Here is a 22,902-nt window from a genome sequence, read left to right as displayed (position 1 = left end):
CTCTTTCTCCCCCTGTTCACACTCTCTGTGATCTCGATCACAATAGTTGAATATTAATATAACGGCTAATCCCTAGTATGTAAATGTGTTTTAGTAATTTAAAGCTAAAACTCGCTAAGTTTTTATCCGAAACTAAAGTATCTTATCCAGTTCATCCAGAATCATGAAAATAAAACAAGAAAAAGACCGCGAGGGGTACCCCTACGGCCTTTTGGACTTACAAAATTATGGCGATTAATCCACCTGAACCTTCGTTAATGATACGTCCTAGTGTCTCTTGCAATTTGTATCGTGCGTTATCTGGCATCATCGCAATTTTACCCTGAATGCCTTCTCTCACGATGGAATGCAGCGAACGACCGAACATATCTGAATCCCATACCTTGATTGGATCGTTCTCGAAGTCCTGCATCAAGTACCTCACCAGTTCCTCACTTTGTTTTTCCGTTCCGATAATCGGTGCAAACTCCGATTCCACATCGACCCGGATCATGTGAATGGATGGTGCGGTTGCTTTCAGGCGGACGCCGAATTTGGTGCCCTGCCGGATGAGTTCTGGTTCATCCAGTGCCATTTCGGCGAGGGATGGAGCCGCGATGCCGTAGCCAGTCGTTTTGACCATCTCCAGCGCCTCAGCGAAGCGATCATACTCCCTCTTCGCATGGGAGAATTCCTGCATTAATTGCAGAAGATGATCCTTGCCTCGAATCTCAATACCAACTACTTCCACGAGGATCTGATCATATAATTCATCCGGTGCATACAGATCGATTTCTGCCACACCTTGCCCCATGTTCATGCCACTCAGACCGGCTCGGTCGATGAATTCGTATTCCATGAACTGAGCAACTACCCGATCCACGTCACGCAATCTGCGGATATCCTTAACCGTGTCGCGAACGGAATTTTCATAGTTACTGCGCAACCAGTGATTTTCATTCAGCACCATCACCCAGCTCGGCAAATTCACATTCACTTCATGTACAGGGAACTCATACAGCACTTCGCGAAGTACACCTGTCACATCATCTTCGGTCATTGTAGCTGCACTGAGTGTCATAACCGGAATGTCATACTTGGCAGCAAGCTCACTGCGCAACTGCAGCGCTTCTTCACTGCGAGGGCGAGTCGAGTTGATCACCAGTACAAACGGTTTGCCTACTTCCTTCAGTTCGGCTATAACGCGTTCCTCTGATTCTACATAGGAACTCCGGGCAATCTCAGCGATCGTGCCATCTGTTGTGACCACCACACCCAATGTGGAATGCTCTTGAATGACTTTGCGTGTACCAATTTCGGCAGCTTCCTGGAAAGGAATCGGTTCTTCGAACCAAGGTGTGGAGATCATGCGTGGTCCATTCTCATCCTCGTATCCCTTGGCTCCTTCCACTGCGTAACCTACACAATCCACAAGGCGCACATTGACATCAAGTCCCTCGGCGACCTTGATTTGAACCGCGTTATTCGGTACGAATTTTGGCTCCGTAGTCATGATTGTTTTGCCAGCTGCGCTCTGTGGCAGTTCATCAACTGCCCTCCCGCGGTCTGCCTCGTTTGTGATGTTTGGCAGTACAATCGTTTCCATGAAACGTTTGATAAATGTTGATTTACCTGTCCGGACTGCGCCGACAACCCCGAGATAGATATCCCCTCCGGTCCGCTCAGCAATGTCCTTAAAAATGTCCACTTTCTCCAATGAAATCCCCTCCCTAAATTACTCCGAAGGAAAAATGCTAAAGAGCATCCGCTTCGTTTTTTCAATCAGAAGACTGAAATCCCTGCAACGGTAGAGCCGCCTTTGTGAGTGCCCGGAAGTCGTCCGCCGCCGAACGTTGCATTCTGATGAAACCGGCGAAAGCGGCGTTAACTCGTACATGCAATTGGACTAGTATCATCTTATGTATCCGTATGCAGCATTATGACGCGTATTTTTTGTTTTTTTCTCAAGGTATCTGCCTTAAGAGAATCGCCCCGCTCTCGGACTGCGCGTCTTTATTTCAATCTACTTTATGAGCGTGCCGAAGCTTTTATGCCGGTTCGTTGATTTGGTTTTCGTGGTACCGTTCCAGCCGTGCAGAAGGTATACTGTGAGGGTAAGGCATTTTTTAGCAGAGAAGAGCAGAGATAATGAGCTGAGAAAGGTGAGATGAGCATGGCACAGATCAAAGTATATGGACTAGGTGAGCACCTGAACCCATTGAAAGCGCAGCTTTCACAAGTTATACACTCCGTTATGGTGGATGTTGTGGGATTACCGGAGAACAAGAAGTTTCAACGTTACTTTCCCATGGACACGGATGATTTTCTTTTTCCCCCTGATCGTTCAGCAGCGTATACCATTATTGAAATCAGCATGTTCGAAGGCCGCACAGATCAAGTCAAGAAAGAACTCATTCAGCAATTATTCACACGAATGAATGAACAATTGAAATTATCACCTAATGATGTGGAGATCACCATATTTGAAACACCGCGCAGTCATTGGGGTATTCGGGGATTACCCGGCGATGAACTTGACTTGAGTTATAAAGTGGAGGTCTGAACAAAGTAATCTGAATATAGTTTATGGGCCATATGAGTTGAACTATAGACTACCATATTAAAAAAGAGATATCCCGTGATGCGGAATATCTCTTTTTTAATCTTAAGGACAATCAATGGATTGCGTAACATTCAAATCGAATTAACGCTCATTATTACTTTTTTGCAACCGGGGTATTATTCTGCCAGGTATAGGCGACCGATTTTACAGGGACAAAGTAAGAATGCTCCAGCAAGAATTCACGCATATCTTCCACTTTTGTTGGAGTATTATCTGACTTCTCTATAGCCTGCATAATGTCAAAAGCATAATCCACATAGACATTGCCCTCGTCATCCATCATGAAAGGCAGTTCCTGACCCGAATATACACTATTCAGTGTAACCGCTGGGGCTCCAGCCTGTGCGGCTTGTTCCATATCTACAGCGTATAGACCCGGATACAATTCTTCCCCACTTGGCAGTTGATTGTTATGTACGGACTTGTACTGGTTGACCATTCGCTGAACATCATTTACTTTCTGTACCGTTTGAAGATCCATGACTTTGACAGTTGGTTTCACTTCTTCATCCTGAATGAGGAAGTAAGCGCTACCACCGCTTTCAAAAGCAGTGCCGGGTATTTCATCCAGATACCCCTGCTGTTTCAGCTTGGACAGATCGACTCTGAATTTTTCATATTTAGGTGTTTCCATATCTGCATTGACCATGGGCAAAACCCCCTTATCCTGTTGGAATGCTTCTACCGCAGTTTGAATACGGCTTACGCTTTCCCTATAAGCTATTTTGGGATCAGGATTACTCTGGGATTGATACATACACCCCGTTGCTGTAAAAGCAAACAATAGGAATAAGAGTAGACAGGACATCTTATGCAAGTGACGCCTCTGCCCTCTTGGTTTCGCGACCTTCGTCATATTCTCGTTCATCCGTATCCTCCTTGAAATCGTTCCACTCAGGTATTCTTAGAACCAATCGTCCTCTTCCTGCTGCTGACGCTCCAATTGTTTACGAATCGCTGCCTTCAGCGGGTCCTCCGGAACATGAACCATCACCGATCCCCGCACCTTTGCCTGACATGACAACCGAGTACCTGCATCCAGCAGCGAACCTAGCTTACGCTTCTCTGCATCTGTTGGTGGATGAAGCGCTGCAAGATGTTCCGAATCCACTTTTACCTTACACATCAGGCAGGCTGCCTTTCCATCGCATCGCGTTGCTATTTTCACCCCTGCACGACGTGCAGCATTTAGCAGTGTTACTCCCGGCTTTAGCCGAATCGTTTTATTTTGCGGTAAAAATGTAATATTGTAATCCATCATTCTTCCTCCCAACCTACTGAGGCCATTCGAAGCCAACAAGCTCTTCCACTTCTGCTCTGAATCGGCTTGTCCATATATTTTGCTTCCCCAATAAAGTCATTAGAGGTTGATGTGATTCGGGCATCTGCCGAATCTGTCTTGCGATGGGTTCATAACGATCGGCACGGCCTCTCATTAGATTGAACAACAGCTCATGAGCAAGCGGCATTAGACGCAATGTGTAAGAACCCATTTTGGCTTCAGGTGCATACTTGGCCAATATATGCTCAATTTCAATGCGGTACCAACTTTTACGTGACCACACTTCGAAACCACCAACCAGTTCCAACGCACAAGTCCCTACCTGATAATGACTGAGCAGCGAGGCATAAGGTCCAGTCTTATCTACGACAGGCTCGTCCAGCACCATACCAGGCGCAGATTTATGAAGCAACTTCGCGGCTGTGATATCAGCGTAAACATCAATATCTCTGGGAGCCTGCTGTAATTCTACCTGTTGGAGCAACAACCCACAGCTTCCCCCAAGCAGCCACGTATAAGGCTCTGCATCCCAAGCTTTCGCCGTTTCCAGCAAAGCCGCTTGTAATTCCGGATAGCGCTCTATCCGATCCTCCGTTTCATGCGACCTCATCGGCTCACCTTCCCTTCATCCGTTTTCGTTGTGTCAGTTCTTATGATGTGTTTATGCGGATGTTATCTCTCAGGCGAGAAAGATCAGGTCAGAGAAGCTATTCCGCCGAAAAAGCCAATCAGCATAATGAGAAAAGCAATTAAAGAAAGAATCCCCCGTACAATACCTTTCGTTTTGGATCGAGCAAACGTAATCAGGAATACAGATAGTCCCATAATAAGGATTGCGACCAATGAAAGCCACATCTTGTCCATCGCGTTCATAATCCAGAGTTCTCCCCTTCAGTCCGTTATTCATCACTGACACTGTGACAATTGCAACTATTATAACACGAAACATTGCTCAGCTTTCCAAAAAAAAAGACAAAAAGCAAGCCGGCAGATGCCGACTCGTCTTTTTGTCTTGCCTGATCGCCTGCACACAGGCGCGATCTATTATTTTTTCATCATCATTTTCATTAATGATTCCATACTGTTTGGGTTTAATCCGCTTTTTTTGACGGCACTCACGATATCCTGAACTGTATCCTCAGATACCGGCACTTTTGCCATGGCGGATACTTGCTTGATCAGTTGGCGCAATTGAGCTTCATTCTGCATGGTGGACGGTTTTACTGTACTCGCCAATTTCTTGACGGCACCTTCCGTAATCGATTTCCCTGTTTTTTTGTTGATCGCTTTCAGCGCTTCCTTGGAAATGTTGTTAGCCATTCGTCTCCCCTCCTCCGGCAATACTCATGTGTATAATATGAGTGCACCGCAAAAAAGGTGAAGAAGCTTCTCATTTCGGGAAAGCTGCCTACGCTACCATCAGGAATGCCACTGCTCCCAGGTTTCAAGCGTCATGACTTCCATTTCGGTCTTGGGATCACGTCCCATCAAAGCTTCAACCGCATCCCGCGGCAGTCTCTCTTGAAAAAGAACGTGATAAAGCTGATCTGCAATCGGCATTTGCACACCGTATTTCTGAGAAATAAAGTGGGCGGCCTGTGTGGTCCGAATACCTTCCACAACCATGCCCATGGAATTCAAAACATCGTCCAGCTTCTGTCCTTTGCCCAGCAAGGAGCCAGCTCTCCAATTACGGCTGTGCTGACTGGTCGCAGTCACGACCAAATCGCCGATCCCTGCGAGTCCAGAGAACGTGAGCGGATTCGCTCCCATCTCCACACCGATGCGTGTGATCTCGGCCAGCCCGCGTGTTAACAACGCTGCTTTGGCATTGTCACCAAAGTTAAGCCCGTCTGACATACCTGCTCCCAGTGCGATAATATTTTTGAACGCTCCCGCCAGTTCTACACCGATCATATCTCGATTCGTGTACACACGGAAATAAGCATTCATAAATAAACCTTGAGCTGCCTCCGCAGAAGCTTTATCCAGTGATGCCACAACAACCGTCGTTGGGCAACGCTTAACCACTTCTTCCGCATGGCTTGGACCAGAAAGTACAACGACACGACCTTCTTCACATTCGAGTTCTTCCGAAATGACCGTGGACATACGTTTCAGACTTTCTGTCTCAAATCCCTTGGTTGCATGAATGACTAACATTTCCGGTTTGTAATAGGCCTTAAGCTGATGAGCGACCGAACGCATCGCCGATGAAGGAGCAACAATTAACACAGCAGAAGCCCCTTCAACTGCCGTCGCCATATCCGTGGTTGCCTGAATACGGGGTGACAGCTCCGCATCGGGAAGGAAGCGTTGGTTTGTATGTTTATTATTGATCTCTGCGGCCTGGTCTTCACCACGTGTCCACATGATCACATCCAGTTGATTGGCAGCCAGTACACTGGCAAGTGCAGTACCCCAACTGCCGGCAACCAGAACAGCAACTTTTTTAGACAACGCGTTTTCCCCCTCCAGGGTTTTTCGATCCCAATTTATTTTCCTGTCCTTTGGCGAGCTTCGCAATATTGGTACGATGTCTCCAGAACGCAAACAGACAAATAATCAGACTTCCCCAGAAGATACTCATCGAATATCCGGGTAACACAAGGATGAAGAGCGGTGTCAAAGCTACAAAAATAAGGGAACCCAATGAAACATATCGTGTCAATACGATGGACAGGATGGCAAATACACCGGCGCATAGCGCAGGAATAAGTGCAAGAGTTACGAGCACACCGATCGCTGTCGCAATCCCTTTTCCTCCACGAAAACGGAAGTACAGCGGCCAGTTATGTCCTGCAATGGCAGCTATACCACTGAGGGCAGGAATCCAATCGGAACCATTGCTGAACCAAACCCCAATCCAAACGGCCGCAATACCTTTGAGTACATCCAACAGCAGTACCAGAATTGCCGGTCCTTTACCCAATATCCGCAAAGTATTGGTAGCCCCTGCATTTCCGCTTCCGTGTTGACGGATATCGATCCCCCGTAGTGCTTTTGCAAGGAGGACACTAAAGCTGATTGAACCGAGCAGATAGCTCAGTACAATCGCTGCGATTTGTAAAATCACAAACTTCTCCCCTAACCTTCGTCGGACTTCCTCCGAGTAAATATGCGAATTGGCGTCCCTTCAAAATCAAACGCTGCACGAATTTTATTCTCCAGGTAACGTTCATAAGAAAAGTGCATCAATTCCGGATCGTTCACAAAAATAACCATGGTCGGAGGTTTAACTGCAACCTGAGTCACATAGTTGATTCTCATTCTGCGTCCTTTATCTGTTGGTGGCGGATTAATAGCCACTGCATCAGACACTACATCGTTAAGCAGATGCGTCTGAACACGCATCGAGTGTTGCTGGGCCACACGCTGCACCACAGGCAACAATTTTTGTAAGCGTTGTTTTGTCTTGGCTGACAAAAATACAACCGGAGCGTAAGTCATAAACAGGAAATGATCCCGAATTTTTTTCTCAAACTCATTCATTGTTTTATCAGACTTCTCTACAACGTCCCATTTGTTCACAACAAACATGGAGGCTTTGCCTGCTTCAAATGCATAACCTGCAATATGCTTGTCCTGCTCGATAATGCCTTCTTCACCATTAATTACAATCAGAACAACATCTGCACGCTCAATGGCACGCATCGCACGCATCACGCTGTATTTCTCCGTGGTTTCATAGACTTTACCACGTTTACGCATACCTGCTGTATCAATCAGCACATAGCGCTGACCGTCTTTTTCAAACGGTGTATCGATCGCATCCCGCGTCGTACCAGCAACATCACTGACGATAACACGTTCTTCGCCCAAAATGGCATTCACCAATGAAGATTTACCCACGTTAGGACGTCCGATCAGAGCTACACGAATGACATCGTCATCGTAAGTCTCTTCCTCAAGTTCAGGCAATTTCTCAACGATGGCATCGAGCAAATCACCTACACCTGTTCCATGACTTCCCGATACTCCGATTGGATCACCAAATCCAAATCCATAAAACTCATAAATGAGCTCACTGCGCCCGATATTATCCACTTTGTTAACGGCTACAACGATAGGCTTACCTGAGCGGTACAACATCTCTGCGACTTCTTCATCAGATTGCGTAATCCCTGCTTTTGCATCACACATGAATACAATAACATCCGCTTCTTCAATGGCGAGCTCTGCCTGCATCCGGATTGATTTTAAAATGACGTCCTCGCCGTCGATTTCGATACCACCTGTATCGATAATGCTAAATGGTTTACCGTTCCATTCGCCGATTCCGTAGATACGGTCACGGGTAATGCCCGGCTTGTCTTCCACAATGGCCAATCTGTCGCCGATGATCCGATTAAAAATGGTGGATTTGCCCACATTCGGTCGCCCGACAATTGCCACAACGGGTCTTGCCATACATTCCACTCCTCCTGTCCATACTTACGATAATCATCATAGCAAAAAACGCCTGTCTTGGCTAACGTTTCATGCCGTTATACTCGCAATAAAAACAATCGGCGAACCCGCTGGGGCTCGCCGATCTTGCTTTTATTGTTCAGCAAAATATGCAGTATATAACTAAGAACCATGCATGTATAACTTATTTGAATTTGCTGAGTTTGTCACCGAAGCGCTCGCCGAGCGTGATGCTCAGACCTTGATTGCTCAAGGAAACGTTCGGGTTGTTGATTTCTTCACGTGGAGCATTGTTTCTTGCAGGTCTTTCTGATTTTTGCACTTGAGCAGGAGCTTCTTCAGTTTCCTTGATGCTCAGGCTTACACGTTGCTCAGAAGGATTCATGTCCAAGATTTTAACTTGAACTTCTTGTCCTTCTTTCAACACTTCGTGCGGAGTGCCAATATGTTTGTGGGAGATTTGCGAGATATGCACAAGTCCCTCAACACCAGGAGCGATTTCAACAAAAGCACCGAAGTCAACCAGACGTTTTACAACACCTGTTACGATATCGCTAGAGTTGAATTTGTCGCCAGCTGTTTCCCAAGGACCTGGTTGAACAGCTTTCATGCTCAGGCTGATTTTACCTTTTTCAGGATCAACTTTCAGCACTTTTACGTTTACTTTATCGCCTTCAGACAGAACGTCCGATGGTTTGTCAACGTGTGTCCAAGCCAGCTCGGATACGTGAACCAATCCGTCTACTCCGCCAACATCAACGAAAGCACCGAATTGAGTCAAACGTTGTACCGTACCTTCGATAACTTGACCTTCTTGCAAACCAGCCATAACCGTAGCTTTGTTTGCTTCGAATTCTTGCTCAAGTACGTCTTTTTGGGAAAGGATCACTTTGTTATTCTCACGGTCGATCTCTTTCACTTTAACACGCAATGTGCGTCCTTTGTAATCGCTGAAATCTTCAACGAAATGGCGCTCTACCATGGAAGCCGGGATAAATCCGCGTACGCCCACGTCTGCTACCAGACCGCCTTTAACAACGTCAGCTACAACAACTTCGAATACGTCTTGGTCTTCAAAATGCTTTTGCAATTGATCCCAAGCGTTTTCGCTGTCGATTGCACGTTTGGACAGAACGAGTTTTTCTTTCTCGTCGTCGATGCTAAGTACTTTAGCTTCAACTTCTTGTCCAACTTCAACTGCATCAGACGCGCTGTCTACGTGTAGAGAAGACAGTTCACGAATTGGAATTACACCGTCATATTTATATCCAATGCTCACATAGGCTTGGTTATCTTCCAATTTGACGATGGTTCCTTTTACGGTATCTCCTTTTTTCAAGGAAACGAATTGATCCAACTCATCTTGGGTTGCTTCTTGATTTTTCATTTCTTCCGACATGTCAAATACCCTCCTCAATTCAAAAACCCCATTATATTCAAACCTGCCTGTAGCAGAGTTCAAAACACTTTCAGAACTAAATGCATAGCTTAGCTTCCCTCAAAAAAATGGAAACATGCACTCAGTTGTTCGACGTCACCTTACTCACTTGCTCGGTACGCCCGTTTGCACCATTTCATTAATTTTGGACATAATCTTCTCCGTCGCTCTTTCCAGCGCATCGCCGGAAGGATCTTCCTTGAACTCGTCCAAATTCACCGGTGCTCCATACACAACTTTCATCTTACGAAAAACCTTGTAGTTACCGATAATAGCAGTAGGAATAACTGTAGCACCACTTCGGAGAGCGAAGCTCGCTGCCCCTTTTTTGCCGATGCCTCCATCATTGTGTCGGCTTCCCGAAGGGAAAATGCCAAGCACTTCTCCACCACGCAAAATGTTGAGTGAGGTCTTAATGGATTCCTTGCTGACGCCTCCACGTTTAACGGGGAAAGCGCCTACGGCTTTGATAATTCGGCCTAAGACCGGAATATCAAACAATTCGCTTTTGGCCATGAAGCGCACCTGACGACGAATCTTGATACCAACCGTTGGAGGATCAAAGTTACTGATATGATTGGAACATAAAAGTACGCCGCCTTCTTTCGGGATGTTCTCCCGTCCAACTGCCTCCAGGCGGAAAAGAATGGTGTAAATGATCCGCAGTAATGTGCTGCAAAATGTGTAAATCATAGACCGATCTCTCCTCTGACCATTGTGCAATAAGACACGATTTTGTCAACCACTTCATGGATGCTCATCTTGGTTGTATCGAGCACTGTAGCGTCCTCAGCACAACGAAGCGGGGATATTTCCCGACTTTCATCCAATTTGTCACGGGTGGCAATGTCTCGCTCAAGTTGCTGCAACGTCAGTCCTTCTGAGGGATCCAGTTCTTTGAAGCGGCGAAGTGCACGCTCTTCCACACTGGCAGTCATGAAGATTTTCACTTCCGCGTCGGGCAATACTGTCGTTCCGATATCGCGTCCATCCATGACGACGCCCTTGCGCAAAGCCATTTGCCGCTGTGTATCCACCAATTGCGTACGCAGCCCCTCGATTTGCGCATATCGGGACACGATTCCCGTCACTTCACGGGAGCGGATTTCCGAGGTTACATCTTCCCCATTACAGAACACTTTCTGTCCGTCGGGATCCGGTTGTAAATCAATGACCAGCTTTTGGGTTTCCTGAAGCACCTCTGGCACATCTTCCGGTGAAATACCTTTTCGAAGCATATGCAAGGTTACCGCACGGTACATCGCGCCAGTATCGACGTATATATACGCGAGCGCCTCTGCAACCAATCGGGCCACCGTGCTTTTCCCGGCACCGGCAGGTCCGTCAATTGCAACGTTCATCTTCCCGTTCTCTGATGTGTTCTGGCTTGCCAACGGGGCATTCCTCCTCAAACGATAAGCCTCAATAAAAAAACAGGCATTGCCTGCATCGTCAAAATTATACCACACTATACACATGGATGCAAAAAGAGACAAATCCTTAATACTATTGTTCGTGTACCGTTTGTATCTGAATTGGTGTTCCTTCCAGACGATCAATGGAGGTCATATTCTTTTTCATATCAGGCACAAGAAGTAATAATTGATAAATCACAAGCAGAATAAGAAGAGTTGTAATCAGCTTCAGAGCCCTTCTTTCCATTCGCTTGGATAAAACAATATATAGGCGCTCGTATCTGCGGGATGCATGGCGATTGTTCAAAACCTGAACCTCCGTTTTTCCATTACAGTGCCCAGCATTGTCCCTTTCTATACCAGACAATTATCCTCTTTATTTCGATCGATAATCCAATTGCCGTTCAAAACAAAACTTGATGATCTTCTGCCTTTCCGAATCCGTAATCTGCACAAACTTTAACATGCATAGCTGTCTGCCTGTTTCCAGTGTTTTGATACGTACCACTTCAGCTTCAAAATTAGCATGTTCAATCGCTGCATTCCGATAAGGAATAAGCAACCAGCATTTCAGCTTCTGCCCTTCCACAATAGCAAAATTGGGTTCTCCATAAATGGACAATCCCCCGCCGCCAATATCTTCAGTCAAGCCCACTGCACGGGTCAGATCTTCACCCTGGATGGCCATTTCAAGGTTTGCATGAACACGCAGAAAACTGCGACGCTGGATTTTGGTAATGTCGTCCGGCAACGGCTTGCGAATTCGTACTAGCCGTACTACATCTTCCTCAAATCCGGTCACATACGTGTTGAAATAATGACGAACCCCGTCTTCTGTAATATAAGAAATGGACAATTCTTCACCAAAAAACAACCGTTTCAACCGGCTGCTTCCCTGCTGCATCGGAACTTCGATCAGAAAACTATTGTCATCCACATCAGCTATACGTGATTTATATTCTTTGCTTTCCTCTTTTTCATCTGCAGAGGCAATCTGGATGTATAAAACTTCATTTATTTTGGGAAACAAGCTGTTCACCGCCACCTTAGCTTTTTATCTTCGTAATCGTATGTACAAGGTCTATTATACCATGACCTTTCTCATAGTGGACAACAAAAAACAGACCACTGCGTGGCCTGTTCAGTTATCTATTTGCAATTTAACAGCCTAACGGTTTCTTGATGTTATGTGGTCTCATTCACCGGTTTGATTTCCTCAACGGCTTCTTCCATACCTGTATCAGCGTTGATGTAAATTTTATATTTTGCACCATTGATGCGTCCACCGAATTCGTAACACAGAACTTCTTTGCTGTAATCATTCTTAATGAGTGATTTGCGAGCATAGCTCTCCTTGAATTCCGGATTCAGCTTTTTGCGGGCCTGTTCAACCGAGAGTGTGGCTTTTGGAATCTCCCGCTTTTTCTGATGTTCATATACAAAATCACTTGCCTGGAAGCCTGTAACATCCCCATTATCAAGGCCAACCCTAACAGACATTTTTTCAGGATAAATCAGTGTATCGCCTTGTTTGCGCACATAGGTCAGGTTACCGAGATTGCCAAACTCGTCATAATTGACTGCCTTCATATCTTTGTAACCCTTATTGGAAAGGAAATGATCTGCTTTGGCCATAGCTTCCTTACGTGTGACTTTCTTTGTTCCGATTGGACGAGTGTCACTGTAAGAGATGAGCAGACCGCCATTACGCGTGAAGTCCATACTCAATTTACTGTCTTTGGATTGATCAATCGTAGCTGTGTACGATTCCCAGTCTGTACCCTTACCATTTTCCTGTATTTGAATCTTGCCGTGTTCGGCATTGGAAAACTTTGCAGCTTTAGTTTGAATCTGCTCTTTGGTCATCGGTAAGCCATCCAGCTTTTTCACCGAACGTTTGGCATAAATGCTGGAGACTGAAGGACCCCAGTCAAGTTCAGGGTATTCCTGTACCTTTTTGTTGACTGTCCGGAATCCATCCACGATGGTGTTGTCCATCGTTTGCTCTTCCGTTGCCATAGCCGACTCGGCATCCATCCAGCGTAAACGGTCAGAAATGACTTTTTGCTGTACATCCTGCAGATTTTTAGTGATCTCGGATGAATTCGCATACAGCTTTTTCAAGTTGCCCATTTCTTTTTCACTTAAAGGTTCATTGGTCAGATCACGCATGGACGCCTGATAAGCAAAGTTGGAGATGCGGGAAAGAAACTCCTCCGTTTCACTGAATGGCAACATTGTAAGCGGCAATTGGTTAATCTCATTCTGCGCTTCACTGGTGAGTCGCCATACGTTCATCAGACCTTTACGATGCATCCCTTGGGACGTAGCATGAACTGCCAGTGTATTCCCAATTTCGGAGTGCAATTTGTCCATATGAAAAGATAAATCGTGAAAGGCACGCTGATATTGATTCTCTGCCTTGATCAGAATGGCATTTTTCTCCTGGTTCTCTTGGTAACCCCATACGAGAGCACCGATTAACAGAACTGCAAATATCGGAAACATAACTGAACTTAAACGTTTATACATCGGTAGAGTCTCCTTTCTTCTAAGCCACTACCTCTATTGTGGATCGAAGAAAGACCTCTTATGCATGCGATTTCCAGTCTGTCCAATGACGGGCTTATCACGCATGGTCTCAAACGTTCTTTTTAATTCAATTGTACCCAGGTTGTGCCGCCATCTTCCTCAATTTCGAACTGATCGCGATTATCACACAAACACTGTTTAAAACCAGTCTCAATTCTTCCTCGTTCCTTCTTGCCTCGTAGCGTAAAACGTTCTCCACATTGCTTGCATCTGATCTTAATTTTGATTCTCATCACGCTTATCCCCGTTTCTATTTGTCTTTCCCCGGGAATTTTTATTTTATTGCAACAAAAAACACACCGGGGCATCAGGCGCAGGTTGCGCTCCATGTCCACCAGTGTGTCCGTATTTTTATAATTTAATCTCTTCCTCACGCTTCACAAAACGAAAAGGAGAACGATTGTTGGCCCTTGTAATCTTGCCCATCGCACCGTACCATAGTCCGGCCATCAATGGCGCAATGAACCATAACCAATGATTCACCATCGTATTCATAATGACATCGTAAAGCGCATGCCAGAAGAACGGTAGAACGAGTGAGAGCATAAGAAACCAACGTTTCTTCTTGCCATCCGAGAACTTGGCCCGCCCCATGTAATAACCCATAATTACTGCAAACATGGCGTGACCCGATACAGGAAGCAGTGCACGAATGAACATAGCTGAGACGGAAGCATTCCCCGCAAAGGCATACAACACATTCTCAACTGTAGCAAATCCGAGTGAAACAGCAACGGAGTATAGAATCCCATCATAAGGCTCGTCAAATTCGGTATGGTTATAAATAATATGGTATATCACAAACCATTTGACGAACTCTTCAACCCCACCTGAAATCAGGATGGCTTCAACATAAGGATTATCTCCAAGCCAGATCATCATGCCACGCTGAATAATCATCACAGGCAATACCATCAGAATCCCCATGAGAAAGACTCGAAATACCATATGAAGAGGTTCAGAGTCATAACGGTCTTTCAGATAAAAGTATGTTAACAAGGCGAGACCCGGAGCTACTGCTGCCGCTAAAACCGAAAACAAAAGCACCGAAATTCCCTCCTCTGACTAAAGACGCGATTACAACGAGAGCTTACTCCTGACGCTTGAAGTGGGTGCAAATAACCTCAACCGCTTGTTCAGGCATAACAACCTTTCCGTACTCTTCCATGACGGCAGGGGTAACGGAAGATCCTTCACCGAATTCAGCAAGCAAGGCAATCAATGCTGCATGTTTAGTGGAATCCAAGTCATCCGGTTCAAAATGCAAAAACCATTTGTCTTTATAAGAATAAAGTCTTCCAGCATCCGTTACGTGCTGATGCAACATATGTGCAGCCTCAATTAGCACTTCAAAATCTTTGAATGCATAGACGATGGAATCGCTTTGCTCAAGTGTAACTTCCATCTCATATACTTCTTCAGGCAAATCATCCTCATTACCTGAACCATATTGTTGCGGATCATATTTCCCCCGGGTGACAATGACAACCATCCCTTGAGCGGGAAGTGCGAATACTTCGACAGCAAGTGGACCTGTAGCATCAAATCCAAGTTCGGAATAGGCCTGGTCCATCATTTCAGTGAACAGTTCATGAACTTTAGGTATTTCCTGCCACATATCTTCTTTTTGTATTCCGCGCTCGCTCAGATCGTCAAAGGTCAGGAAAATCCGTATCTTATCGTGACTTAATCGTTCTATTTTCATACAGGATCTCCCCTTTATAAGCAAGTCTTATAACAGATTATGAAGCACAAAACAATATGTGCTGAAAATAAATCTATGTAGTTATGTTATCATTTTATACCTGCAAATGCACGAAGTAAAATCGACAAAAAAAGAATCATTCCACATCAAAACAGGACTGTGGATGATTCTAATGGGAGGTTTGTGTTTATAAACCCGGTACTGTTGTGTTTGTTTGAGTTAAAATTTGCTCAACTTCTTGTTTAACATCCGGATTGGTGCGAATAAAATCTTTGAGCATGTTCATGTTCTGTTCTTTTTCTTGCGGAGTTATCGGATTTGCACTTTTTTTATGCGTGCTTTTGTGGGAATCTCCGCTCTGTTCGTTTGGCTTGGAGCTGAATCCGTCCATGCCGGGGAATGTCATCTCCATCATTTTGTGTTTGGCCTGATTCATCATGTTGCGGGATGAACCGGAAGACAGCATTGACATTTTACCTTTGGACAGCCAAGAACTGGCTGCTACGCCAATTACAACTCCCCAGAAAAAGGATGACGCCTTCATTACACCAACCTCCTTTTAATGTTAAAATCACAACTAGTGTTTGCGGGAGTGCCTCATCTCATTCCGCATAAATACAGGAAAGCGAGTTGAAAGCATGATTAGACACACCACCGCCTTAATTATGATCGCATGCATGCTGTTGTCAGCTTGTGGAACCAAAGTCGAATCAACACCTGAATCCACGAAGCCCAATGATGATTCGGTTACTTCAACGCAGGAGCAGCAGAATGAGCCAACTTCCACTGACACAAGCGAAAAGCAAACCACGGATTCCCCGTCCTCAACGGACTCGAAATCGGATCAAGCATCACCAAGTAATAACGAAACATCTTTGAACGAAAAAGAAGGTACTGATAATGCTCCCGGTTCACAAGCAGCCGAAGTTAATATTGAAAAAACGTATCACATGAACGCCAATTACTACATCAAACCCAACGATAAGACGAGCGAAAGCAAGGTTGTATTATTGACATTTGATGATGGGCCCAAAGAAGAAAAAATGATTAATGGATTAATCGACACATTGGATAAACATAATGCGAAAGCAATATTTTTTGTTAACGGATACCGAGTGAAAAGTCATCCCGAGTTGCTCGAGATCATTCATGAACGTGGGCAAGTAATAGGTAATCATGCGTGGGATCATGAAGATCTGAAAAAAATGTCCACCACGGCAGCCGCCAAACAAGTAACCGATGTGCAAAAGATTGTGAAAGAAACGATTGGTGTGGAACCTCAGTTTTTCCGCCCGCCGTTCGGTTCTGGAAATGATGCACTAAAGGCCACAGTCAAGAAGAACGGCATGTTATACATGACATGGTCCAATGGTTCACTGGATTGGGATAAGAGCACCAAAAACAAACCGGAGAAAGTCATCCAGAATGTGCTGGACCAATTAAATCCCGGCAGTAATATTTTGATGCATGAGTTGCCATGGACGGTTGAAGCGTTGGATGAGTTGTTAACCAAACTTGAACAGAAAGGCTACACTTTTGTCGACCCTCGCTCCATTGAACTGGAAGCCCGCTGAGCTTCGATTATTTGCCCAGCATCCGGTTTAATATCATTATTTGATGAATTGGAACTGACACGAAGGAACTTACAAAGTTATAACAAACAGCCTTGGTCCTATCCGGATCAAGGCTGTTTGTTTGAGAGCATTCGCAAAGTAATAATATGCATTTCTGCGGGACAACAAAGTCTGAACGGCAAATGATTGGTTCCGTATCCTTTGCTAACCAGCATTTTGCCTTCTTGCTCGGTATCATTACCATCCTTTTTCAGAGAGAACCACCCACTAGATACGGAGCGATACGCTTTGTTAAGAAAGACGGGGCCAAAGCCTGGAAATACTAATTGCCCACCGTGAGTGTGACCACTCAATATCAGATCAACAGGTCCATTCAAGTGAAGAGCCTCTATGGGATCATGCACGATGGCAATCTTGCAATCTTTGGTGTCCAATTCTGCAAGCAGCGAATTGCCTCGCCGTGAACGATAATCAACTCCGACCAGGCAGAGTTTGCTTTTGCCTTTACGAAGGTAAGTGGTAGAATCCTGTAAGAGTTGAACGCCCGTATCTCGGAATATACGTTCGAGATGCACAGTTCCTGCTCTTTTATCATGGTTCCCATACACTGTATAAACAGGGGCAATATAAGATAACAAGCTCATATTATGTCTGACTATGGGCCATGAAATTCCCTTTTCCGCCACATCTCCCCCAATGATAACCCAGTCCACCTGATTGCGAAGATGTTCCAGATCATTCTTTTTCAGCTTGCGTTTATGGATATCAGATAAATACAGGATTTTGCTGCCATCAAAAGAAGAGGGCAAATTCGGAACTTCAACCTCTTCTGAAACGATGTGATGAAGATGCGCCTCACGCCACATATGAACCAGCAAAGCAATCCCGGCCAGAATAACGGCAACGAACCAGGTCAGTATTACCATGGCCATGGAAGGAAAGTATCCAATGAAGGCGCTCCTTTTACCCCCCACCAAACCAGACTGATTGTGAGCAAAACAAATATAAAAATAAGCGAATTAACAAATCGTTTACTGAGGTGCAAACGACGAGACGGATGAAGCTCAGTCCGCGTAGGAAGTGTGCCCGCTTCGGAAACCGATTCTTCTGATGGCTTTTCTGCTTTGTTGGCACGCGCTGGCGCCCGCCGGGGAAGAACCGGACTTTCCAGCGATGTTGTATAAGACTTGCGTTGTGATCTTGGTATGGAGACCGAGGTAATTGGTGTGAGTCCACCCACCTCTGAGGCAGCAGCTGATTCAACAACCAGATTAACTTGAGAAGCTTCAGTACGCTCAGATGTCTCTGTCTTATCCGAGTGACGATGGCGCTGACTGCCGTATGTCTTCATTCTACTTAATTGCTGATTCATGATCCCCTCCGAAAACGTATCGCTAATCCAGACACCAAATCAATAATAAAATGACATAATATAGGCGCCCATAATGTGCCGGATTGCATATAAATCCAACCCAATCCATAGCTCGAAACAAATACCCAACCAGTTGGAATCCAGTGCCGCAAATAGCGTATATGGATGACCGCAAATAAAATACTTGTCCAGTAAGGACCTATCGCATGTTGTATGGCTCCACGAAATAATAATTCCTCACAAACAGCAACGATAGCTGCTATGCATACAATGTGCCAGATTGGACGCTTGCGAAACAGCATCTCGTTAATTCCACCATCGTCCATGCTTTCTTGAGGAATAACATAAGAAAGCACCAAGTCCATAACAAGCATAATGCCAGCAAGACCAAGCCCCCACCATATAAACTGGTAACTGTCTGGCCACGCAAGCACATCAAAAAGATTTCTCTTCTGCAATAAAATCCATACAACCCCAATGATCAAAGTTAACCCTTGTGTAAAGTATAGATTGATCAGAAGCAAACGCTCGGTAAGCTGCTGTGGTTCAGCCTTCTGAATCTTGAACTTGGGAAACTTTAATTTTTTCATCGCCTGTGTCTGTCCTCTTGACTTATATTTGATGGATAACAATTTCGTTGTCCAATCGGATAGTATACTAAATGATAGCCAAAAAACCAAATAGGTTCAAGGCCTGCCCCAAGTCCCGGTTTTCCAACGAAGTTTTATCCAATGAATTAGTGCATTAATGTGTTAAAATCCGATTCACAAAACAGCTTGTAATCGAGCTATTTTAATCGATTAAGGAAGTCAATTTTTATCATCTGTACGCCTTCTCTTCCACTGAAGAAAATTACATTAGCAAATCGAATTAAAACATTTAAGCCTATTGACATGCTCATGTCAGCCATGATACATTATGAAAAAATTAGTCACGTTAAACACGATGATGGAAAAAAGACATTGCTTTGTCTTACAGAGAGCCGATGGATGGTGTAAATCGGTGGCAGGCAGATGATCTTGAGCGCTCCTGAGTTATTGCATTGAAATTGGAGTAGGTGCAATCGGTTTAGACCCGTTATCCTCTTCGGTCTTCATTGACCGCTAAGACTGTCGTTGCGAAACGGCGGTGAATTAGGGTGGTACCACGACAACTCTCGTCCCTTATTGCGCAAGCAGTATGTGGATTGAGAGTTTTTTGATTTATTTTAGAGTACAAACGTGGGAATCGCCCTATTTGCTACACCCTCCTCCTCTACTGCGACACCGCGTTGTTGGAAGGAAGAGTTTAATTGGTTTTAAGGAATGCCTCTTTCGTGAGGTGAGACCTTGACGATATAGATACACATACCTAAGGAGGAAGAAACCATGTACAAAGTGTTAGTGTCGGACCCCATTAGTGATCTGGGTATCCAGCAACTGGTGGATGCAAATGATGTTGTAGTTGAGAAGAAAACAGGTCTTAGCGAAGATGAGCTTGTTGCAATTATCGGCGATTATGATGCCCTTCTAGTTCGAAGTCAGACTCGTGTAACGGATCGTATTATGACGGCAGGTACAAACCTTAAAGTCATCGGACGTGCTGGCGTAGGTGTAGATAACATTGATTTGGAAGCTGCTACCCAACGCGGTATCATTGTTATTAACGCCCCTGACGGTAACACGATTACGACATGTGAGCATACATTTGCCATGATGATGGCGCTGGCACGACATATTCCTCAGGCATATGCCAAAACCATTCAAGGTACTTGGGATCGTAAAACTTTCCTGGGTGTGGAGTTAAGAAATAAAACGTTGGGTGTGCTCGGTATGGGACGAATCGGTAGCGAAGTAGCTAAACGTGCAAAAGCATTCGGAATGGATATTCTGGCTTACGACCCGTTCCTCACTCAAGATCGCGCAGAGAAACTTCAGGTTAAGCTGGCTAGTGTAGATGACATCATTCGTAATGCCGACTTTATGACTGTTCACACACCATTAACACCTGAGACACGCCATATGATTTCCCGCCCACAATTCGAAGTGATGAAAAAAGGGATGCGTATTATCAACTGTGCCCGTGGCGGAGTTGTTGATGAAATGGCACTTGTAGAAGCAATTGATGAAGGTATCGTTGCTGGTGCAGCATTCGACGTATTCGAGAGTGAACCACCAGCTGCTGATCACCCGTTCCTGAATCATCCTAGCATTATTGTGACGCCTCATCTTGGTGCATCCACAGTAGAAGCACAAGAAAATGTCGCGATCGACGTATCCGAGCAAGTCCTGCATATTCTGCGCAATGAACCGTTCAAAAACGCAGTTAACATGCCTGCAGTAGCCCCAACTGTAATGAACAAACTGCAGCCGTACTTTAAACTGGGTGAAACACTGGGTAGCTTTGCAGCTCAGATCACTCAAAATGCAGTTCAGGAGATTCGGATCGACTACGCTGGTGATCTGTCGGAAGTGGATACTTCGCCTTTGACTCGTTACATTGTAAAAGGTATTCTGGCAAGGCATTTAGGCGGAGAAGCCAATATTGTCAACTCCATGCATTTGGCTAAAGTGCGGGATCTCAACGTAGTGGTTAGCCAAACTTCGGCGACGAAAGGATTTACTAATCTGATTACCGTCACACTTGTGACGAATCAGGATGCTGAGGAGCGTCGCGTTGCGGGCACACTGCTTGCAGGTTATGGAGAGCGTATCGTGCGTCTGGACAAATTCCCAGTGGATATTGCTCCAGAAAGTCACCAAGTTCTGATTTCTCATAATGATAAACCGGGTATTATCGGACGTGTTGGAACTTTGCTTGGAGAGAACGAAGTTAACATCGCCTCCATGCAGGTCGGACGTAAAATCATTGGTGGGGCAGCTATCATGATTCTGACTGTTGACAAAGAAGTTCCAAAAGATGTGCTTGTGCAACTCGCAGCTCTTCAGGAAATCAATACAGCCGTTGAAATCGTTCTGAATTAATTATTGTCGGATTAATCACTTATAAGATAAAAAGAGGCGAACCCTTATTGGGTTCGTCTCTTTTTTAAAACTCAAACTTTTTTTAAGAGCGCAATTCATGCATTAAGATAATTGAATAATGTTTATTGTAGCTCCTGGTGGAGAGAGGACAGCTGTAGCAATAAGCCCAAATAATTGGAACTGTATTGTAGATCCAGCAGTTACCGTCACAATAAAGTCAGACTGTAACTGACTGAGGGAAAGTAATGGTGAAACTACACTCGCTGGAATTGCTGCCCCGTTAAGTAATATACGGGATTGGATAGCAAGTGCGGCTGTCAGATTTATTTTGTAAGAGATATAGTAACGCCCTGCATTGGCAAGAGTGAAAGTATCATTCGCTCCATTGATGGTTATGCCAGTGCCTATATTTTGGTTGTTTGGTAATGGTATTAGTGTTCCACCCAAAATAACAACGATGGTTCCATTTGTGTTTTCACCAAAAGCTGAATTAGATGTTACAGAGGTTCCTGTGGCTCCGGTTGCCCCAGTTGCTCCTGTGACGCTCACTCCAGTAGCACCTGTTACTCCCGTCGTTCCAGTATCCCCCGTAACGCCTGTCGCTCCTGTGCTTCCTGTTACACTAGCTCCTGTTGCCCCAGTAACTCCGGTGACTCCTGTAGCGCCCGTGCCTCCAGTCACACTAGCCCCTGTTGCTCCGGTAACCCCAGTTGTTCCGCTTGCTCCTGTTGCGCCAGTGACACCAATCCCTGTTGCACCCGTTAAGCCCGTATCCCCGGTGGTTCCGGTTATTCCGTTGGCTCCTGTCGACCCTGTAACGCTGATTCCCGTGGCTCCGGTTATTCCTGTAGCCCCCGTGGTTCCGGTTATTCCTGTCTCTCCCGTTACTCCTGTTATTCCGGTGGCCCCTGTCGATCCAGTGACACCGACTCCCGTGGCTCCGGTTATTCCTGTAGCCCCAGTGGTTCCGGTTATCCCTGTCTCTCCTGTCTCTCCCGTAACTCCTGTTATTCCGGTTGCACCTGTTGCACCAGTGACTCCAGTAGCGCCCGTGCCTCCAGTTACACTAGCCCCTGTTGCTCCGGTAACCCCAGTTGTTCCGCTTGCTCCTGTTGCGCCACTGATACCAATTCCTGTTGCACCCGTTAAGCCCGTATCCCCGGTGGTTCCTGTTATTCCGGTGGCTCCTGTCGACCCTATATCGCCGGTAACTCCAGTCGCTCCGGTTATTCCTGTAGACCCCGTGGTTCCGGTTATTCCTGTCTCTCCGGTTACTCCTGTTATTCCGGTGGCCCCTGTCGATCCAGTGACTCCGACTCCCGTGGCTCCTGTTATTCCTGTAGCCCCAGTGGTTCCGGTTATCCCTGTCTCTCCCGTAACTCCTGTTATTCCGTTTACTCCTGTTGCTCCCGCAGCCCCTGTATCGCCGGTAACTCCAGTCGCTCCGGTTACACCTGTATCACCCGTGGCTCCAGTACTTCCCGTTACGCTAACACCTGTGGCTCCAGTTACCCCCGCAGCCCCTGTATCGCCGGTAACTCCAGTCGCT

Annotated in this window: 26 protein-coding genes and 1 other annotated feature; of the genes, 3 read left to right on the top strand and 23 right to left on the bottom strand. The window is 45.6% G+C overall.

All coding sequences use genetic code 11. The features are described 5' to 3' along the window. Positions 1–217: 217 nt before the first annotated feature. Positions 218–1,696 (bottom strand): stage IV sporulation protein A, encoded by a 1,479-nt coding sequence (gene spoIVA, locus G3352_RS13880; RefSeq protein WP_076288931.1) that lies wholly within the window; start codon positions 1,694–1,696, stop codon positions 218–220. Between the two features lie 456 nt (positions 1,697–2,152). Between spoIVA and G3352_RS13875 the strand changes: the two genes are divergently transcribed. Continuing rightward, positions 2,153–2,542 (top strand): tautomerase family protein, encoded by a 390-nt coding sequence (locus tag G3352_RS13875; protein ID WP_163757313.1) that lies wholly within the window; start codon positions 2,153–2,155, stop codon positions 2,540–2,542. A gap of 154 nt (positions 2,543–2,696) precedes the next feature. Here G3352_RS13875 and G3352_RS13870 read toward each other — a convergent pair whose 3' ends face one another. The 18 genes from G3352_RS13870 to G3352_RS13790 form a co-directional block, all read right to left on the bottom strand. Beyond that, the gene (locus G3352_RS13870) at positions 2,697–3,470 is read right to left on the bottom strand and encodes a DUF3939 domain-containing protein (protein WP_240343074.1); all 774 of its coding nucleotides are present in this window, start codon (positions 3,468–3,470) and stop codon (positions 2,697–2,699) included. A 36-nt stretch (positions 3,471–3,506) separates the two neighbouring features. Next, complete coding sequence (locus G3352_RS13865; protein WP_076288929.1) at positions 3,507–3,860, bottom strand: 2Fe-2S iron-sulfur cluster-binding protein; 354 nt, start codon at positions 3,858–3,860, stop codon at positions 3,507–3,509. A gap of 16 nt (positions 3,861–3,876) precedes the next feature. Next, on the bottom strand, positions 3,877–4,494 hold the full coding sequence (locus G3352_RS13860) for a hypothetical protein (RefSeq protein WP_163757311.1): 618 nt from the start codon (positions 4,492–4,494) through the stop codon (positions 3,877–3,879). Positions 4,495–4,577: 83 nt separating this feature from the next. Then, complete coding sequence (locus G3352_RS13855; protein ID WP_053780676.1) at positions 4,578–4,757, bottom strand: DUF2768 family protein; 180 nt, start codon at positions 4,755–4,757, stop codon at positions 4,578–4,580. Between the two features lie 171 nt (positions 4,758–4,928). Continuing rightward, the gene (locus tag G3352_RS13850; protein WP_024630680.1) at positions 4,929–5,204 is read right to left on the bottom strand and encodes a stage VI sporulation protein F; all 276 of its coding nucleotides are present in this window, start codon (positions 5,202–5,204) and stop codon (positions 4,929–4,931) included. Between the two features lie 99 nt (positions 5,205–5,303). Beyond that, entirely contained in the window at positions 5,304–6,344 is a 1,041-nt protein-coding gene (locus tag G3352_RS13845; protein WP_163757309.1) for an NAD(P)H-dependent glycerol-3-phosphate dehydrogenase, read from the bottom strand. Further along, positions 6,337–6,960 carry a glycerol-3-phosphate 1-O-acyltransferase PlsY gene (plsY, locus tag G3352_RS13840; protein WP_076288925.1) on the bottom strand — a complete coding sequence of 208 codons (624 nt, stop codon included), beginning with the start codon at positions 6,958–6,960 and terminating at the stop codon, positions 6,337–6,339. The genes G3352_RS13845 and plsY overlap by 8 nt, the downstream gene beginning before the upstream one ends. Positions 6,961–6,971: 11 nt before the next feature. Next, positions 6,972–8,294, bottom strand: coding sequence for a ribosome biogenesis GTPase Der (der, locus tag G3352_RS13835; protein WP_024630683.1), 1,323 nt, complete (start codon positions 8,292–8,294; stop codon positions 6,972–6,974). A 184-nt stretch (positions 8,295–8,478) separates the two neighbouring features. Continuing rightward, positions 8,479–9,693, bottom strand: coding sequence for a 30S ribosomal protein S1 (gene rpsA, locus G3352_RS13830; RefSeq protein ID WP_163757307.1), 1,215 nt, complete (start codon positions 9,691–9,693; stop codon positions 8,479–8,481). A gap of 144 nt (positions 9,694–9,837) precedes the next feature. Then, positions 9,838–10,425, bottom strand: a complete 588-nt coding sequence (locus G3352_RS13825; protein ID WP_090807401.1) for a lysophospholipid acyltransferase family protein — start codon at positions 10,423–10,425, stop codon at positions 9,838–9,840. Continuing rightward, positions 10,422–11,126, bottom strand: a complete 705-nt coding sequence (gene cmk / locus G3352_RS13820) for a (d)CMP kinase (protein ID WP_163757305.1) — start codon at positions 11,124–11,126, stop codon at positions 10,422–10,424. The genes G3352_RS13825 and cmk overlap by 4 nt, the downstream gene beginning before the upstream one ends. Before the next feature lie 112 nt (positions 11,127–11,238). Next, positions 11,239–11,454, bottom strand: coding sequence for a hypothetical protein (locus G3352_RS13815; RefSeq protein WP_163757303.1), 216 nt, complete (start codon positions 11,452–11,454; stop codon positions 11,239–11,241). A gap of 69 nt (positions 11,455–11,523) precedes the next feature. Beyond that, positions 11,524–12,177 carry a flagellar brake protein gene (locus G3352_RS13810; protein WP_163757301.1) on the bottom strand — a complete coding sequence of 218 codons (654 nt, stop codon included), beginning with the start codon at positions 12,175–12,177 and terminating at the stop codon, positions 11,524–11,526. A 155-nt stretch (positions 12,178–12,332) separates the two neighbouring features. Beyond that, positions 12,333–13,679 (bottom strand): germination protein YpeB, encoded by a 1,347-nt coding sequence (gene ypeB, locus G3352_RS13805; protein ID WP_163757300.1) that lies wholly within the window; start codon positions 13,677–13,679, stop codon positions 12,333–12,335. A 122-nt stretch (positions 13,680–13,801) separates the two neighbouring features. Continuing rightward, entirely contained in the window at positions 13,802–13,972 is a 171-nt protein-coding gene (locus G3352_RS30900) for a hypothetical protein (protein WP_167666101.1), read from the bottom strand. A gap of 118 nt (positions 13,973–14,090) precedes the next feature. Then, complete coding sequence (gene prsW / locus G3352_RS13800) at positions 14,091–14,786, bottom strand: glutamic-type intramembrane protease PrsW (protein ID WP_076288920.1); 696 nt, start codon at positions 14,784–14,786, stop codon at positions 14,091–14,093. Between the two features lie 43 nt (positions 14,787–14,829). After that, positions 14,830–15,444 (bottom strand): genetic competence negative regulator, encoded by a 615-nt coding sequence (locus G3352_RS13795; RefSeq protein ID WP_091000230.1) that lies wholly within the window; start codon positions 15,442–15,444, stop codon positions 14,830–14,832. Between the two features lie 187 nt (positions 15,445–15,631). Further along, positions 15,632–15,988 carry a hypothetical protein gene (locus tag G3352_RS13790; RefSeq protein WP_163757298.1) on the bottom strand — a complete coding sequence of 119 codons (357 nt, stop codon included), beginning with the start codon at positions 15,986–15,988 and terminating at the stop codon, positions 15,632–15,634. Between the two features lie 121 nt (positions 15,989–16,109). Between G3352_RS13790 and G3352_RS13785 the strand changes: the two genes are divergently transcribed. After that, positions 16,110–17,018: a polysaccharide deacetylase family protein gene (locus G3352_RS13785; protein WP_481856292.1), complete on the top strand. Its 909-nt coding sequence runs from the start codon at positions 16,110–16,112 to the stop codon at positions 17,016–17,018. Positions 17,019–17,125: 107 nt separating this feature from the next. On the opposite strand, the gene G3352_RS13780 is transcribed toward G3352_RS13785, so the two are convergent. Genes G3352_RS13780 through G3352_RS13770 form a run of 3 tightly spaced genes read right to left on the bottom strand, consistent with a single transcriptional unit; the run spans position 17,126 to position 18,980 of the window. Beyond that, positions 17,126–17,950, bottom strand: coding sequence for a metallophosphoesterase (locus G3352_RS13780; protein WP_163757289.1), 825 nt, complete (start codon positions 17,948–17,950; stop codon positions 17,126–17,128). Next, positions 17,938–18,390 (bottom strand): hypothetical protein, encoded by a 453-nt coding sequence (locus G3352_RS13775; protein ID WP_163757287.1) that lies wholly within the window; start codon positions 18,388–18,390, stop codon positions 17,938–17,940. Before G3352_RS13775 ends, G3352_RS13780 begins: the two co-directional genes overlap by 13 nt. Next, positions 18,387–18,980 carry a CPBP family intramembrane glutamic endopeptidase gene (locus G3352_RS13770; RefSeq protein WP_163757285.1) on the bottom strand — a complete coding sequence of 198 codons (594 nt, stop codon included), beginning with the start codon at positions 18,978–18,980 and terminating at the stop codon, positions 18,387–18,389. The genes G3352_RS13775 and G3352_RS13770 overlap by 4 nt, the downstream gene beginning before the upstream one ends. A gap of 346 nt (positions 18,981–19,326) precedes the next feature. Continuing rightward, positions 19,327–19,557 (top strand) — a binding site (T-box leader). A 200-nt stretch (positions 19,558–19,757) separates the two neighbouring features. On the opposite strand from G3352_RS13770, the gene serA reads away from it, so the two are divergent. Then, positions 19,758–21,353 carry a phosphoglycerate dehydrogenase gene (gene serA, locus G3352_RS13765; protein ID WP_099858410.1) on the top strand — a complete coding sequence of 532 codons (1,596 nt, stop codon included), beginning with the start codon at positions 19,758–19,760 and terminating at the stop codon, positions 21,351–21,353. 102 nt (positions 21,354–21,455) lie between these two features. Here the strand turns inward: serA and G3352_RS13760 are convergent. Continuing rightward, positions 21,456–22,902, bottom strand: a 1,447-nt coding sequence (locus tag G3352_RS13760) for a BclA C-terminal domain-containing protein (RefSeq protein ID WP_163757284.1), incomplete at its 5' end; no start/stop codon positions are given.

Source organism: Paenibacillus sp. ALJ109b, assembly GCF_010747435.1.
GTDB classification, from domain to species: domain Bacteria; phylum Bacillota; class Bacilli; order Paenibacillales; family Paenibacillaceae; genus Paenibacillus; species Paenibacillus taichungensis.
The sequence above is the reverse complement of the archived record's forward strand: the minus strand, read 5'-3'. Positions and strand labels throughout refer to the sequence as shown.